At 42.5% G+C, this 14,377-nt stretch carries 16 protein-coding genes and 1 tRNA gene; 13 read left to right on the top strand and 4 right to left on the bottom strand.

The features are described 5' to 3' along the window. The first annotated feature begins 107 nt into the window (after positions 1 to 107). The 6 genes from trxB (at position 108) to SporoP17a_RS05380 (ending at position 4,878) form a co-directional block, all read left to right on the top strand. The gene (trxB, locus tag SporoP17a_RS05405) at positions 108 to 1,061 is read left to right on the top strand and encodes a thioredoxin-disulfide reductase (protein ID WP_083033401.1); all 954 of its coding nucleotides are present in this window, start codon (positions 108 to 110) and stop codon (positions 1,059 to 1,061) included. A gap of 203 nt (positions 1,062 to 1,264) precedes the next feature. Then, positions 1,265 to 1,741 carry an NUDIX domain-containing protein gene (locus tag SporoP17a_RS05400; RefSeq protein ID WP_083033398.1) on the top strand — a complete coding sequence of 159 codons (477 nt, stop codon included), beginning with the start codon at positions 1,265 to 1,267 and terminating at the stop codon, positions 1,739 to 1,741. Between the two features lie 5 nt (positions 1,742 to 1,746). Then, positions 1,747 to 2,634: an RNase adapter RapZ gene (gene rapZ / locus SporoP17a_RS05395; RefSeq protein WP_369824366.1), complete on the top strand. Its 888-nt coding sequence runs from the start codon at positions 1,747 to 1,749 to the stop codon at positions 2,632 to 2,634. Between the two features lie 22 nt (positions 2,635 to 2,656). Next, positions 2,657 to 3,604 (top strand): gluconeogenesis factor YvcK family protein, encoded by a 948-nt coding sequence (locus SporoP17a_RS05390; protein WP_083035914.1) that lies wholly within the window; start codon positions 2,657 to 2,659, stop codon positions 3,602 to 3,604. 41 nt (positions 3,605 to 3,645) lie between these two features. Continuing rightward, positions 3,646 to 4,572, top strand: coding sequence for a DNA-binding protein WhiA (gene whiA / locus SporoP17a_RS05385; protein WP_083033394.1), 927 nt, complete (start codon positions 3,646 to 3,648; stop codon positions 4,570 to 4,572). A 48-nt stretch (positions 4,573 to 4,620) separates the two neighbouring features. Then, positions 4,621 to 4,878, top strand: coding sequence for an HPr family phosphocarrier protein (locus SporoP17a_RS05380; protein WP_083033391.1), 258 nt, complete (start codon positions 4,621 to 4,623; stop codon positions 4,876 to 4,878). 372 nt (positions 4,879 to 5,250) lie between these two features. On the opposite strand, the gene clpP is transcribed toward SporoP17a_RS05380, so the two are convergent. After that, positions 5,251 to 5,847 carry an ATP-dependent Clp endopeptidase proteolytic subunit ClpP gene (gene clpP / locus SporoP17a_RS05375; RefSeq protein WP_083033388.1) on the bottom strand — a complete coding sequence of 199 codons (597 nt, stop codon included), beginning with the start codon at positions 5,845 to 5,847 and terminating at the stop codon, positions 5,251 to 5,253. A gap of 231 nt (positions 5,848 to 6,078) precedes the next feature. On the opposite strand from clpP, the gene SporoP17a_RS05370 reads away from it, so the two are divergent. From SporoP17a_RS05370 to ehuA, 5 genes are all read left to right on the top strand, one after another. Next, positions 6,079 to 6,150 (top strand) — tRNA-Arg (locus tag SporoP17a_RS05370). 464 nt (positions 6,151 to 6,614) lie between these two features. Beyond that, positions 6,615 to 7,502, top strand: coding sequence for an ectoine/hydroxyectoine ABC transporter substrate-binding protein EhuB (gene ehuB / locus SporoP17a_RS05365; RefSeq protein WP_083033385.1), 888 nt, complete (start codon positions 6,615 to 6,617; stop codon positions 7,500 to 7,502). Between the two features lie 93 nt (positions 7,503 to 7,595). Beyond that, the gene (ehuC, locus tag SporoP17a_RS05360) at positions 7,596 to 8,255 is read left to right on the top strand and encodes an ectoine/hydroxyectoine ABC transporter permease subunit EhuC (protein WP_083033382.1); all 660 of its coding nucleotides are present in this window, start codon (positions 7,596 to 7,598) and stop codon (positions 8,253 to 8,255) included. Next, entirely contained in the window at positions 8,255 to 8,938 is a 684-nt protein-coding gene (gene ehuD / locus SporoP17a_RS05355; RefSeq protein ID WP_083033380.1) for an ectoine/hydroxyectoine ABC transporter permease subunit EhuD, read from the top strand. The genes ehuC and ehuD overlap by 1 nt, the downstream gene beginning before the upstream one ends. Before the next feature lie 26 nt (positions 8,939 to 8,964). Beyond that, the gene (gene ehuA, locus SporoP17a_RS05350) at positions 8,965 to 9,741 is read left to right on the top strand and encodes an ectoine/hydroxyectoine ABC transporter ATP-binding protein EhuA (RefSeq protein ID WP_083033378.1); all 777 of its coding nucleotides are present in this window, start codon (positions 8,965 to 8,967) and stop codon (positions 9,739 to 9,741) included. 65 nt (positions 9,742 to 9,806) lie between these two features. Here ehuA and SporoP17a_RS05345 read toward each other — a convergent pair whose 3' ends face one another. The 3 genes from SporoP17a_RS05345 to SporoP17a_RS05335 form a co-directional block, all read right to left on the bottom strand. Beyond that, positions 9,807 to 10,784 (bottom strand): metal ABC transporter solute-binding protein, Zn/Mn family, encoded by a 978-nt coding sequence (locus SporoP17a_RS05345; RefSeq protein ID WP_167693385.1) that lies wholly within the window; start codon positions 10,782 to 10,784, stop codon positions 9,807 to 9,809. 61 nt (positions 10,785 to 10,845) lie between these two features. Continuing rightward, the gene (locus SporoP17a_RS05340; protein ID WP_083033374.1) at positions 10,846 to 11,715 is read right to left on the bottom strand and encodes a metal ABC transporter permease; all 870 of its coding nucleotides are present in this window, start codon (positions 11,713 to 11,715) and stop codon (positions 10,846 to 10,848) included. Further along, on the bottom strand, positions 11,715 to 12,455 hold the full coding sequence (locus SporoP17a_RS05335; protein ID WP_083033372.1) for a metal ABC transporter ATP-binding protein: 741 nt from the start codon (positions 12,453 to 12,455) through the stop codon (positions 11,715 to 11,717). Before SporoP17a_RS05335 ends, SporoP17a_RS05340 begins: the two co-directional genes overlap by 1 nt. A 418-nt stretch (positions 12,456 to 12,873) precedes the next feature. On the opposite strand from SporoP17a_RS05335, the gene SporoP17a_RS05330 reads away from it, so the two are divergent. Continuing rightward, positions 12,874 to 13,452: a LemA family protein gene (locus tag SporoP17a_RS05330; RefSeq protein ID WP_083033370.1), complete on the top strand. Its 579-nt coding sequence runs from the start codon at positions 12,874 to 12,876 to the stop codon at positions 13,450 to 13,452. Further along, entirely contained in the window at positions 13,452 to 14,234 is a 783-nt protein-coding gene (locus tag SporoP17a_RS17185; RefSeq protein ID WP_083033368.1) for a TPM domain-containing protein, read from the top strand. The genes SporoP17a_RS05330 and SporoP17a_RS17185 overlap by 1 nt, the downstream gene beginning before the upstream one ends. Positions 14,235 to 14,377 lie beyond the last annotated feature (143 nt).

Below are 14,377 nucleotides of genomic sequence, written 5' to 3'. Positions count from 1 at the left end.
TTTCTCGTACGATTTTATGTAGCGATAGTTTTATCTGTCAATCAGATAAAATTTTTGGTGACATGAGTGAACACCAAGGGATGCGTATTTTGAAGGAGGAAAACACCATGACAATGGAAGAAAAAGTATATGATGTAATCATCGTCGGAGCAGGACCAGCAGGGATGACAGCAGCTGTCTATACATCACGTGGAAATATGTCCACACTGATGCTGGAAAGAGGCTTGCCAGGCGGTCAAATGGCCAATACAGAAGAAATTGAGAACTATCCTGGATTTGAAAGTATTTTAGGTCCGGATATCTCTACGAAAATGTTCGATCATGCGAAACGTTTCGGAGCTGAATATGCGTATGGAGACGTCACGAAAATCGAAGACGGTCGTGAATTCAAAACGGTTCATGTAGGCGAGAAAAGTTATAAAGCACGCGCAGTAATTTTGACTACGGGTGCAGAATACCGAAAGATCGGTGTACCGGGTGAAGAAGAATTAACAGGCCGCGGCGTAAGTTATTGTGCAGTATGTGACGGGGCGTTCTTCCGTAATAAGGACATCGTCGTAATTGGTGGCGGTGACTCTGCGGTAGAAGAAGGTTCGTACTTGACACGTTTTGCTAACAAGGTCACAATCATTCACCGCCGTGATACATTGCGCGCACAAAAAATCGTACAAGAGCGTGCATTCGCAAATGAGAAGATTGATTTCATTTGGAATTCAACAGTTAAGCAAGTAAATGAAAAAGACGGGAAGATCGGTTCCATCACGTTGGTATCTACTGAAGACGGTTCTGAACGGGAGATGGAAACGGAAGGAATGTTCGTTTATATCGGGTTGGATCCAATAACAGAGCCTTTCAAAGATCTTGGTATTTTGGATGAAAACGGCTATATTGAAACGAATGAAATAATGGAGACGAAAATTCCGGGTATCTTTGCTGCGGGCGATGTGCGTGAGAAATTATTACGCCAAGTCGTGACGGCTACTGGAGACGGAAGTATTGCGGCTCAAGCAGCTCAGAAGTATATCGAAGAGTTGATGGAAGAAGTAGAAGCGAAGGCGTAAACAGGTTATCGTTTTGTAACGTGTATGTAATCGTCCTGCAATATAAAAGGGGGATAATAAAAAGAAGAAAGACCCCCTTTCATAATATAGCAACTTTGTGGCTATTTACGGTACAAACTTCCGTGAATAGCCACCTTTTTTTTTCGTTTTACTTGAAAGCATTGTATACTATAAGTACATACTCGAAAAGTGAGGAAATACATATGCAAAAAATTGCTAATTTGCTCGTGGTAAAAGACGGTCAAGTTCTTTTACTCAAGAAGCCAAGGCGTGGTTGGTATGTAGCACCGGGAGGGAAAATCGATGAAGGTGAGTCTGTATATGAAGCAGCTAATCGTGAATTTCTCGAAGAAACCGGTGCACAGGCAATCTCGCCACATTTAAAAGGCGTATATACGATGATGATCATGGATGATGAAGAAAAAGAATTATTAAACGAATGGTTACTCTTTACATTTGTCGCACGTGATTATTCCGGAAACATAATGAAAACAACCGTCGAAGGTGAACTGGAATGGCATCCGCTTGAAAGTTTGCATACACTGCCAATGGCGGAAGGTGATCGCAAGAATTTGCTCTTTGCGGTGAGTCAGGAAGGTATGCAGTATGGAACGTTCTATTATACAGAGCAATTCCGCTTCTTGCGGGAATCACTTCAACAATCAATGGAAGGTGAATAATGTTTATGGATCAACCACAGGCGGTAAATGAATATGAAGTCGTAATTATTACGGGGATGTCAGGTGCAGGTAAGACAGTCGCCATGCAATGCTTTGAAGACATGGGATTCTATTGCATAGACAATTTGCCACCCGAATTATTTGTAACATTCCTAGATTTGATGATGAAGTCGGATAATCAGATGAGGCGCATTGCCGCTGTGATGGATACGCGCGGGGGAAGTTTATTTGACTCTATGGTTACTGCACTCGAAGGATTATTCAAGATGGAAGATGTTAAAACCAGTTTGTTATTCCTCGATTCAAATGATGAAGCACTTGTGAAACGGTATAAAGAAACGCGCAGATCACATCCGTTATCCGAAGGCGGCGTGTTACTCGAAGGGATTCGCAAAGAGCGTCTTTTGTTAACTGAAATAAAAGGACTTTCACGTTCTATTATTGACACATCAAAATTAAAACCTAAGCAATTACGAGAGAAAATCACCCGTGAGTTTGCTGAAGCAGGAGAGCCAAACTTTACATTGAATTTTGTATCATTCGGATTCAAGCATGGGATGCCGATTGATGCGGACGTAGTATTCGACGTACGTTTTTTACCGAACCCGTTTTATTTGGAGGAATTACGTCCGTTGACAGGTTTGAATCGCGAAGTATCGGAGTACGTATTGAAATGGTCAGATACGAAAGAATTAATTGAAAAACTAACCGATTTATTCAAATTCTTGATTCCACAGTATAAACAAGAAGGAAAAGGTCAAGCGGTTATAGCTTTCGGTTGTACAGGTGGTCAACATCGCTCTGTTACACTTGCTGAATATTTTACAGGTGTTTTTAAAGGCGATTACCCGACACATGTATCGCATCGGGACGTTGAAAAAAGAAAGGGTTGACATCACTATGCAATCCACTACGATGAAAAGAGTTGTTGTGTTCGGTGGCGGCACAGGTTTATCCAATATCCTACGTGGATTAAAACGGTATCCAATTGAGCTGACCGCGATTGTTACGGTGGCGGATGACGGGGGAAGTTCAGGTCGTTTATTCGACCAATATAACGTACCGCCACCTGGAGATATCAGGCAAGTTATGGCAGCGCTTTCAGATGTTGAGCCCATGATCGAGAAAATGTTTCAGCATCGTTTCGAGGGAACGGATGGTTTGAAGGGACATTCTCTTGGAAATTTAATGCTTACAGCTCTAACAACTATTACTGGCGATTTCGCACGTGCAGTCGAGCAGATGGGTGTGGTGCTGAATATTAAAGGAACGGTGTTACCTGCAGCAAATCAGCGAATTACCTTGCATGCCGAGCTTGAAGATGGTTCAATCATTACAGGTGAATCGAAAATTCCTCTCTATGGGAGGAAAATCCGTAACGTTTTTATCACGCCTCAAGATGTAAAACCTTTGCCGGAAACAGCCGATACGATAAAAAATGCAGATTTAATCGTATTTGGGCCGGGAAGCTTGTATACTAGTACTTTGCCAACACTTTTAGTGCAGGATATCCGTGAAGCGGTTCTCGAAAGTACTGCAAAAAAGGTCTATGTTGGTAATTTAACTACGCAACGTGGCGAAACGTATCGCTATACTGCTTCTGAGCACGTTCAGGCGCTTTACGATCATGCGGGAGAACCGTTTCTTGATGCAGTACTAGTGAATAATGCAGAAGCGTTCAGACGCACGCATAACCTGAATGAAAAAGAAGAACCTTGGCTTGTGGAGAATGACCTAGAGGTACTGCAATCTTTAGTGCCTGAAGTATTCGTGCAGGAGATTGCGACCATCCTAGATGGAACGATCATGCATAAAACGATGGAAGTATCAGATATGTTGATGCGTTATATAGAGAGAACGTAGAAGGCGGATAGATATGAAAATCGCCGAAAAGGGGGAATATCATGTCTTTTGCATCCAAAACGAAAAAGGAACTGACGCAGATCGAAGCGGATGATTGCTGTACGAAAGCAGAAATTGCGGCTTTCATCCGAATGAATGGTGTCATGTCTTTTTCTAATAAACAACTAAGTCTTGACGTTCAAACAGAAAATGCCTCTATTGCGCGTCGTCTGTATTCGAACGTGAAGGCATTGTATCCATATAAAGTGGAATTGCTAGTACGAAAAAAAATGCGTTTAAAGAAAAATAATATCTATATTTGTCGAATCCGTGATGGAGCGAAACATTTATTGGAAGAGTTATCGATCATGACGCATGACTTCCAAATGATCCATACAATCGATCCACAGCTAATTGAAAAAGACTGCTGTGCACGCGCATACTTACGGGGAGCTTTCCTGGCAGGAGGCTCCGTTAATAATCCAGAGACGTCTTCTTATCACTTGGAAGTCTTCTCAAGCTATCAGGAACACAGTCAATCACTTGTTGAGTTGATGAACCACTTTCAGTTGAATGCGAAATCTATTGAGCGTAAAAAAGGGTTTATTGCGTATCTCAAAGAAGCAGAAAAAATATCCGATTTCCTAGGTATCATCGGTGCGCATGTATCTCTTATGAAGTTTGAAGATGTACGGATTATGCGTGATATGCGCAACAGTGTGAATCGGCTAGTGAATTGTGAAACCGCCAATCTGAATAAGACAATCGGTGCGGCACAAAGGCAAGTAGAAAATATTAAATTGATTGAGCGCACGATTGGTTTAGATCAATTACCAGATCGTCTGCAAGAAATTGCTCGATTACGTGTCACGCATCAAGATGTGACGCTAAAGGAGTTAGGTGAACTGGTAACAGGTGCACCGGTCAGTAAGTCAGGTGTCAATCATCGTTTGCGTAAAATTGAAGAAATCGCAGATCGTTTACGTTAAATAACTAGTAGATCCTTCATGAGAAGAGGAAGAAAAGGAGCACACAATATGGTAGAAAAAACAGTGAAAGTAGGAATTAAACCTGGTTTGCAAGCAAGGCAGGCGGCGTTATTTGTACAGGAGGCCAATAAGTATACGGCTGATATTTATTTGAAGAAAGATAATCGTCAGGTGAATGCGAAGAGCATTATGGGGATTATGAGTTTGGCGATTGCGAAGGGAACGGAGATCACGTTGATTACGGACGGGATTGATGAGGATTTGGCTCTTCAGAATTTGGCTGATTTAGTGGAAGATGAGCAGTGAGTGTAATTATGTTAGACATGGGTGGCGATGACCTTTTTGAGGTTTCGTCATCTTTTTTTGTGCAACTGGAATGCAGGAGTAGGGCGATTAGAGAGTAAAGGGAGCCGTTGATCTGCGTTCCAGGCGGACGCTTTCCTGCGGGCATGGCTTGAGCCTCCTCGTCCGCTTCGCTACCTGCGGGGTCTCAAGGCACATGCTTTTCCCGCGGGAGTCGCCGCCTGGAACGCAGATCAACTAGCTGTTACAATCTGGAGTTAGAGAGCTGATACATTTGTATTGTAAAGATTAACCCAAACCCAAATAAATATTAAATACAAAATAAAAAGGTTGTCGCGGAAGGCCATTTGGCTTTCTGCGACAACCTGTAGTTGTTTATTTCTTTTCGATTTCGTTGCGTTCTAGAACGTGGTCGATTAGGCCGTATTCTTTAGCGCGCTCGGCAGTCATGAAGTTATCGCGGTCTGTGTCTTTTGCGATGACATCGATTGGCTGGCCAGTGCGATCAGCTAGGATTTGGTTTAGTTTTTCACGTAGGTGCAAGATGCGTTTTGCGGCGATTTCGATTTCAGTTGCCTGACCTTGTGCGCCACCTAGTGGTTGGTGAATCATTACTTCTGCGTTTGGCAAAGCGTAACGTTTACCTTCTGTACCAGCTGTTAGCAAGAATGCACCCATAGATGCTGCCATACCTACACAGATTGTGCGGATGTCTGGTTTGATGTATTGCATGGTATCGTAGATTGCCATACCAGCTGTGATACTTCCACCTGGGCTGTTGATGTAAATGGAGATATCTTTGTCTGGATCTTCAGCTTCTAGGAATAGAAGTTGCGCAACGATAGAGTTAGCGACGTTGTCATCAATTCCGCTACCCAACATGATAATTCGGTCTTTCAGTAGACGGGAGTAAATGTCGTACGCTCGCTCACCACGGTTTGTTTGTTCAATTACTGTAGGAATTAGATTCAATTAGACTTCCTCCTTTAATTACTTCATAATATTCGTTCGGTTGAAATCATTTCGTATTTCAACTATAACTGTATTTTACCTATTAAGGTCAACAAAGGTCAAATCATTTGCCTTAAAAATACACATTGCTTTTCATTATATTCTACGATATAATGGAAGATGTCTCTTACAGAAGAAAAGCTTTTTTCTGTAGTTGAGTATTTGTAGGTAAAGTTTGATACTACACGTTTAGTCCTCGTGGTGCAATGGATAGCACGTGAGCCTCCGAAGCTCAAAATGTGGGTTCGACTCCCGCCGAGGGCATCAAGGTTCTATCTTAAACAACGATTGTTTGTCATGATCCATTTGGATTGTGCATCCAATCGTTGTTTTTTTATGACATCGGAAAAATATATATCGAACACATTGGATGAGAAGAGACGAAAGTATACGCATCCAGTGTGTTCTTTTTAAATTATTAATATTCATTTAGTTAATTAATTTACTAATGGAAAATAAACGGTAAATTTTGAAAGGTGAAGTAGAATTTCAAAAAACCTTTTTAAAAGTAAATAATTGATGTCTTTTCACCTAGTAAAAAATAAAATTTTGTGAAAAATTCTTAAAAATAAAGTTATGGAAACGCTGTCATCACGGTATTTGTAGTTACTATTTTTATATAACTAAAATGTAAAGTTGTCGAAAATCGTTTGAACTTATTAATTCACTATGGTAATCTATCAACTAACTTACTAATAGTTTGATAAAAAAATCAAGGGGGGAGAATTATGAAGAAATCGGCGATAGGTGTTTTGGCGGTGATGATGCTTATAGTACTTGCAGCTTGCGGGAATGGGGATGCAGATTCGTCAAGTAATGAAGGCGGAAGCAAATTGGATAACATGAAAGAAAAGGGCGTTGTCAAAGTCGGCTTTGCCAATGAGAAACCGTATGCGTATGAAGAAGATGGGGAATTGCAAGGTGCAGCGGTCGCTATTGCCAAAGCGGTTTTTGAAAACTTGGGAGTGGAAGAAGTAGACGGTCAGCTTTCTGATTTTGGCCAATTGATCCCAGGCTTGGGCGCAGGGAAATTTGATGTCATTACAGCGGGTATGGCCATTACGCCTGACCGTTGTTCAAGTGTTTCATTCGGAGAACCAGAAATTAAGTATGGTGAAGGTTTGATTGTTGAAACGGGTAACCCAATGAATTTAAAAAGCTATAAAGATATCGCTGCGAACCCAGACGTTAAAGTAGCGGTAATGAGCGGTGCAACAGAGAAAGACTTTATGTTGCGCGAAGGGATAGCAGAAGATCAGATTATGATGGTTCCCGATATCCCAGCGTCTTTCTCCGCAGTTGAATCCGGACGTGCAGCAGTTACGACAGGTACAGAAATGACTATCAAAATGGCGCTCGAGTCTGCGAACAATGAAAAGCTAGAGTTCGTGTCAGACTTCGAACAGCCAGATATTGAGGGAGTGCCAAGCTTCGGTGCTGCAGCTTTCTTGAATGACGACGATGAATTACGAGAAGCCTATAACGAAGAATTACAGAAGTTGAAAGATAGTGGTGAAATCGCCGCATTAATCGAACCATTTGGTTTCACTGAAGAAATGAATATAGTAGAAGACGACATTACGACAGAAAGTGTTTGTAACGGCGATAACTACTAAGTACACAACCGGGTCATGCCCAACAGCGGCATGACCTTTTTAATTCGCGAAATGAAATAGATGGAAGTAAAACAATTATAATGGAGTGGTTTTGTGAGTTCCTTACCCGATATTTTTTCCACTGTCGTACAAGGGTTAGGCATTACGCTACAGGTGCTAGTATTATCAATTATTTGTGCGAGTATCATCGCATTCGTCGCGGGCTTATCACGCGTCCATACGAATCCGCTTATTAAAGGATTCACTGGTTTTTATGTAGAGATTTTCCGTGGAACATCATTGATTGTACAGCTATTTTGGTTTTCCTATGCGTTACCGGGTTTATTCAATATCCATCTAGGTAGCGATGTATGGGTAGCCGTGCTGGCAATATCCTTGAACTACGGAGCGTACATGTCTGAGATTGTGCGAGGATCGATTCAAGCGGTGGCTGCTGGTCAAACGGAGGCTTCCATTGCATTGAATTTATCCAAGTTTCAACGTATGCGTCATATTATTCTTCCGCAAGCTCTACGCATGATGCTACCTGAATACGGCAATTACTTAATTCAAATTTTAAAAGCAACATCATTGGTTTCATTAATCGGACTGACCGATTTACTGTATTACGGAAATATTTATCGAAGCACGCACTTGTCGGAATCTCCGATGGTATATGTACTTCTACTCGTCATGTACTTTGTTATTGCATTGCCATTGATATTCTTCACAAGAAGAATGGAAAGCGTATCGAAGAAAGGAGTGGCTAGCTAATGACTTGGAGTTGGGACGTATTCTTTTCCGTTATTCCACTAATATTTAAAGGACTATGGATTACAGTCGGTTTGACGCTGGCTTGCTACTTATTCGCTGCGATCTTTGGTTTTGTATGGGTATTCATTAGTCGCATACCTTGGCGGCCTGTGCGCTGGTTATTTGGCTGGATTGCTGAATTTATCCGCTCTACGCCACCACTCGTGCAGTTGTTTTTCATTTATTATGCATGGCCGATGATACCAGTCGTAGGCGTTTCATTGAACCCATTCGTAGCCGCAATTTTAGGGCTTGGCATTCACTTTAGTACATATATGTCTGAAGTATACCGTTCGGGTATTGAGTCTGTCGATAAAGGACAGTGGGAAGCTTCTACTGCACTGAATCTGTCGACACGTCAAAAGTGGATGAAAATTATTTTACCGCAAGCGATTCCACCAACCATTCCGATGCTTGGGAATTACTTGATCATCATGTTTAAAGAAGTACCGTTAGCTTCAACGATCGGTGTGGTAGCGATGCTTCATATCGCGAATGATTACGGTGCTCAATATTACAAATATGTGGAGCCGTTAACGGTAGTCGCATTATTCTTCTTATTGCTAAGCTATCCATCTGCACTGCTGATCAATAAATTAGAGAAGAAATATAATCGTCGGTTCGACAATAAGACGTTAGCGTAAGAAACAAAGAAGAAGGAGAGGATCAGATCGTGGAACCGATCGTACAATATAAAGATGTGCACAAATCGTTTGGTAAGACGGAAGTATTAAAAGGAATTGACCTAGACATTAAGCCTTCTGAGAAAGTTGCGCTCATTGGACCTAGTGGTTCTGGTAAGACAACGATTATCCGCATGCTAATGACACTCGAAGAACCTACTTCAGGCGCGATTGAAGTCAATGGAAACAACTTGTGGATGATGCAGAAAAAAGGGGAATGGGTCACGGCGGATGAAAAACATTTACGTTCTATCCGTGGGGATATCGGCATGGTATTCCAGCACTTTAATTTGTTCCCGCATATGTCGATTCTCGAGAACTGTATGCTGGCCCCTGTTCTCGTCAAAAATGAAAGCAAAGCGGAAGTGAAAGCTACAGCAGTAGAGATGCTAGAAAAAGTGGGGCTTGGCGACAAAATCGAATTGTTCCCCGCACAATTATCAGGTGGTCAAAAACAGCGTGTCGCGATGGCGCGTGCATTGATGATGCGTCCGCAGGTGATGCTGTTTGACGAAGTAACATCCGCACTGGATCCTGAACTCGTCGGAGAAGTGCTAGAAGTCATTCGGGATCTAGCGAAAGAAGGAGAGATGGCGATGATCCTGGTCACGCACGAAATGGATTTCGCACTCGACATTGCAGATCGTGTCGTATTCTTGAATCAAGGAGTCATTGAAGAAGAGGGACCGCCTTCGGAGATACTGTTACATCCGGAAAGTGAGCGACTGCAAGACTTCTTGGGACGTTTTATGAATAGTCGATAACAAGAAAAAGGAAGCCGCAGGGGAATGCGGCTTCCTTTTTGTCTCAAGTTAGTTGACCAAGACCTTTATCGCTCTTTACTCAACTCATCATGAATGAGATCCATATTATAGTTCAAGTATTTTACATACGTATCAACTTCGTCACCAGGATTACCGATTTCGTCGGAGTAGATCGGCTTTTCGGCAATCGGAACGCCAGTCTCATTGGAGACAGTTTCCATTGGGCGAGGATCTACGTTAGATTCCACGAATAACACAGGTACTTTATGTTCTTTGATAAAGCCAATGAGTTCCTTGATTTGTTTAGGAGAACCATTTTCTTCTGTATCAATTTCCCAGATAAACGCTTCTTTCAAGCCATAGTGGTCATTCAAGTATTGGAATGCACGTTCACTTGTTATGAGCACGCGGTTTTCTTCAGGTATTGTAGAAAGACGCTCTGCGAAGTCATCATCGAGCTCTTGTAGACGTTGTACGTACTTGTCGCCTTGCTCTTTGATCTTGTCGCCATCTGTCGGGTGTTTGTCAATCAATACATCCCGCATAGCTTCAGCCATCTTCACGCCAACAGCTGGATCGATAAACGCGTGTGGGTTAATTTCCTCATCTGTGCCGTCTTCTCCACCGGTATACTTCGGTTCAACTTCTTCAGTCAAGCTATAAATGTTTTCGTCTTTTTGTCCAACGGAATCCATCATTTTGAAGAACCAACCCTTTTCTCCACCTTCCAGGTTTAACCCGTTGTAAAATAATACGTCTGCGTCAGTTGCGGCTTTAATATCATTTGGTACCGGCTCATATTCGTGAGGATCCGTTCCCGTTGGTACTAAGTTATACACGTCAACGTAGTCCCCACCGATTTCACGTGCCATATCCGCAATGATAGTAAATGACGTAACCACTTTTAGCTTGTCGCCGGTTTCGGCTACTTTGTCACCGTCGCCCGTACCTTCTGTCTTTGTGCCTTCATCGTCATTACCGCATGCCGCCAACATAAACACAGCGAGCAATGACAAGGTTAGCCATTTTGCTAAGTTTTTCATGTAATACATTCTACTCCTTTATGGTTAATGAATTTATAGTACCGCCGTAGCGGTTGATCCCTTACTCGGTTACGCTTGAAATCGATTTACGTTTCATTTTCTTGCGGAACATACCAACGACAACGCCTTGCTTAGGTGAGAATAAAAATGCCAGGACGAAAATGGCTGTCGCGGCTAAGGCAATCACGGGTCCGGATGGCATGTTGTACAAGAAACTGAAATACAGGCCGGTGATGGAAGATACAGCACCGAAAAATGCTGCCAATACGACCATGATCGATAAGCGATTCGTTAACAGATACGCTGTGGAAGCAGGTGTGATCAATAAAGAGACAACGAGAATCACGCCAACAGTTTGTAATGAAGCGACTGTAACCAATGTCAATAAAAACATAATCGCGTAGTGAATTAGACGCGTTTTCAAACCGTAAGCCGCAGCCATTGTTTCGTCAAAACTAGAAACGAGAAGTTCTTTAAAGAACAACACAACGACTAAAATAACGATGGCACCGATAATCAACGTCAGCCACATATCAGAACTGCGGACAGACAACACATTACCGAATAAAATCTGCGTTAAGTCTGTCGCGCTTTTTGCTTGTGTGATTAAAATAATCCCGAGAGCGAAAAACGCTGAAAACACAATCCCGATAGAAGAGTCATTTTTGATTCGACTATTTTGAGAGATGGCACCGATACTGAATGCTGTCAGAACACCCGTAAATACTGCGCCGTAGAAATAATTAATTCCAAGCATATAAGAGATGGCAACACCTGGTAGAACCGCGTGGGAAATCGCATCGCCCATCAATGCCATACCACGAAGAACGATGAAACTACCAATGACTCCGCAAATGATGCCGACCATGACCGACGTAATCAATGCTTTCTGTAAGAAACTGTACGTCATTAAGTCTTGAATAAACTCCATTACATAGAAACCTCCAAGCCGTCGATCATAAATTCACGGTTATATGCTTTCGCCATATTGTCTGACTGGAATACTTTACTAGTCGGGCCTGCATCAATTAACTCTTTATTAATGAGAACCAACCCATCGAAATATTTTTTTACTTTTGATAAGTCATGGTGAACGACGAAAATCACTTTGCCAGCCGCTCGCATTTCGCGTAAAATCCCAATAATGATTTCTTCACTGGATACGTCAATTCCAACGAATGGTTCATCCAGAAAGAAGTAATCTGCTTTTTGGGCTAGCGCACGTGCAAGGAACACTCGTTGCTGCTGGCCGCCTGACAGTTCACCAATTTGGCGGTCGGCGAAGCTTTCCATACCTACTTGCTTTAAACACTCCATCGCCCATTCTTTATCTGCTTTACGCGGACGTCTTAGCAAGCCGACTTTAGGATACGTCCCAAGCAAGACCGTATCTTTTACAATGATCGGGAAGTTCCAATCGATATTTGAACGCTGAGGAACATAAGCGATCTGCTTACGCATAGAATCCACCGTTTTACTACCGAATTTCACATCCCCATGATCTTTATGAATTAAGCCAAGCATAGCTTTCATCAATGTTGATTTGCCCGCACCATTGGGTCCGAGCACACCGATCAAACTACCAGCCCCAAATGAAAATGAAACATCTTTTACAACTTCATTACCGTCATACGAAACACTTATATTATTGACCGTGATCGGATCTATCAACTAGTTTCCTCCTCTTTTCTTTCCTCAGTGCAACTTTCAGATAAAAGGAATACAACTTTTATTTTAATCAAGTAGCAGTATAGTTTTTTTATAAGTAATAATATAAAACAATAGTTTCCCTTATGCAACTCTAATGCATGATTAGGACTATATTGTTTCCCTAGTGCAACTTTCAATAGTATAGCTTACTCTAAAATATCTGTAAAGTAGTTATTGAAAAATATTGTCGCGGATTTTATCTAGAAGCACATTGAATCGAATAGATGTGTCATATTGTATGTAGTTTATGCTTATATATAGGAAGTAAACTGGACATAGACCCAATAACTCACGTTAAAAATATCGCTATGGGAAGTTTGGTGAGTGAAAGAAGTAGGGTAAGTACATACTAATGAGATGACGAGAGGAGTAGTGATCGATGAAGAAACTTGCTGGCCCGCTTATAGCCATTATCGTGTTAGTAATTATCGCGGCGATTATGATCGTCCCTTCTTACAACAAGTTAGTGAACTTAGAAGAAGATGTCGACCAGTCGTACGCGCAGATCGAAACGCAATTACAACGTAGAGTAGATTTAATTCCGAATTTAGTCAATACGGTGAAAGGGTATGCCTCACATGAAAAAGAGGTGCTTGAAAACATTGCGAACGCTCGTAGTAAAATGGCCGGGGCACAAGGTCCTGAAGAACTAGCAGCAGCTGATTCAGAACTATCGAGCGCGTTAAGTCGTTTATTAGTAGTAGTGGAAAATTATCCCGACCTAAAAGCGAACCAAAACTTCCAACAGTTAATGGATGAACTAGCAGGTACAGAAAATCGTATCGCCGTTGCACGTAAAGATTATAACGACGTCGTGTCGGTTTTTAACAGAACCGTTAAACGATTCCCAGGTAAAATCGTCGCTTCGATCTTCGGTTTCGACGAAAAAGAATACTTCAAAGCGGTCGAAGGGGCGCAACAACCGCCATCAGTCGATTTTGGGGATGACGCGAAGTGATGAACCGCGTCTGCATGTTCATCGTAGCCGTACTAGTGGCCCTTACTGGTACTACGACCGTCCATGCAATTACAGATGTGGTCGTGGATGATGCAGATATTCTATCACCTACGCAAGAAGCAGAGCTCGAAGAATACGGCATGCGCCTGCAAGCGGCAACGAAAGCAGAACTCGCTGTTCGTACAGTCTATTCACTTGAAGGCGAACCGGTTGAGGACTATGCGCTTCGGGTGCTTCGTGAATTACAATTAGGCGATAAGGAAATGGACAACGGCGCATTGCTCGTCGTTTCCACAGAAAAAGATGAAGCGGCAGGTATAAAGCGCAAATTTTATTTAACGACCGGCTACGGTTTGGAAGGAGCGCTCCCGGACGGTAAAGTAGGACGTTATATTGATGAATTAGCGATGCCTTATTTAAGGCAAGAACAACCAGACCTCGCGATTATGGAAGCGTACAAAGCATTCTATAATGAAATAGCTGCAGAATACGGACTAGAAGGCGATGAGTTGCCAGTCGTATACCCCGAGCAAGGTGAAGAAGATGTAGGCATGCCATCATTTATTTTCGTGATTATCGTTCTCTATATACTCTTCCGCGTCTTTTTCGGCGGCGGAGGAAGAGGCGGAGGCGGTGGTCCACGTGGCCGATCTAGCGTGGGACCGATATTCTTCCCTGGCTCCGGTGGCGGCGGCTTCGGAGGTGGAAGTAGCGGCGGAGGCTTTGGAGGCTTCGGCGGCGGTGGTTCCGGTGGTGGAGGCGGAGCAGGCCGAAGTTGGTAATGGCTTGCTTCGCAGGAAAGTGACAATGACTCGAATTTTGAGTTATTGTCACTTTTTTTAGGTTGAGTACTTTATGAAGTTTCGCGGTATGACAGCTCATCTTCCTCCATTGTATCTACCGCGCTATTTATCTTTGCGCAGTT

The organism is Sporosarcina ureae, assembly GCF_002082015.1.
Classification (GTDB): Bacteria; Bacillota; Bacilli; order Bacillales_A; family Planococcaceae; genus Sporosarcina; species Sporosarcina ureae_A.
This window is presented reverse-complemented; position numbering and strand designations above follow the sequence as displayed.

Excerpts from the sequence above, each read along its gene's own strand:
- trxB (WP_083033401.1), top strand. The coding sequence starts at position 108 with ATGACAATGGAAGAAAAAGTATATGATGTAATCATCGTCGGAGCAGGA.
- SporoP17a_RS05400 (WP_083033398.1), top strand. The coding sequence starts at position 1,265 with ATGCAAAAAATTGCTAATTTGCTCGTGGTAAAAGACGGTCAAGTTCTT.
- rapZ (WP_369824366.1), top strand. The coding sequence starts at position 1,747 with ATGGATCAACCACAGGCGGTAAATGAATATGAAGTCGTAATTATTACG.
- SporoP17a_RS05390 (WP_083035914.1), top strand. The coding sequence starts at position 2,657 with ATGAAAAGAGTTGTTGTGTTCGGTGGCGGCACAGGTTTATCCAATATC.
- whiA (WP_083033394.1), top strand. The coding sequence starts at position 3,646 with ATGTCTTTTGCATCCAAAACGAAAAAGGAACTGACGCAGATCGAAGCG.
- SporoP17a_RS05380 (WP_083033391.1), top strand. The coding sequence starts at position 4,621 with ATGGTAGAAAAAACAGTGAAAGTAGGAATTAAACCTGGTTTGCAAGCA.
- ehuB (WP_083033385.1), top strand. The coding sequence starts at position 6,615 with ATGAAGAAATCGGCGATAGGTGTTTTGGCGGTGATGATGCTTATAGTA.
- ehuD (WP_083033380.1), top strand. The coding sequence starts at position 8,255 with ATGACTTGGAGTTGGGACGTATTCTTTTCCGTTATTCCACTAATATTT.
- SporoP17a_RS05345 (WP_167693385.1), bottom strand. The coding sequence starts at position 10,784 with ATGAAAAACTTAGCAAAATGGCTAACCTTGTCATTGCTCGCTGTGTTT.
- SporoP17a_RS05340 (WP_083033374.1), bottom strand. The coding sequence starts at position 11,715 with ATGGAGTTTATTCAAGACTTAATGACGTACAGTTTCTTACAGAAAGCA.
- SporoP17a_RS05330 (WP_083033370.1), top strand. The coding sequence starts at position 12,874 with ATGAAGAAACTTGCTGGCCCGCTTATAGCCATTATCGTGTTAGTAATT.
- SporoP17a_RS17185 (WP_083033368.1), top strand. The coding sequence starts at position 13,452 with ATGAACCGCGTCTGCATGTTCATCGTAGCCGTACTAGTGGCCCTTACT.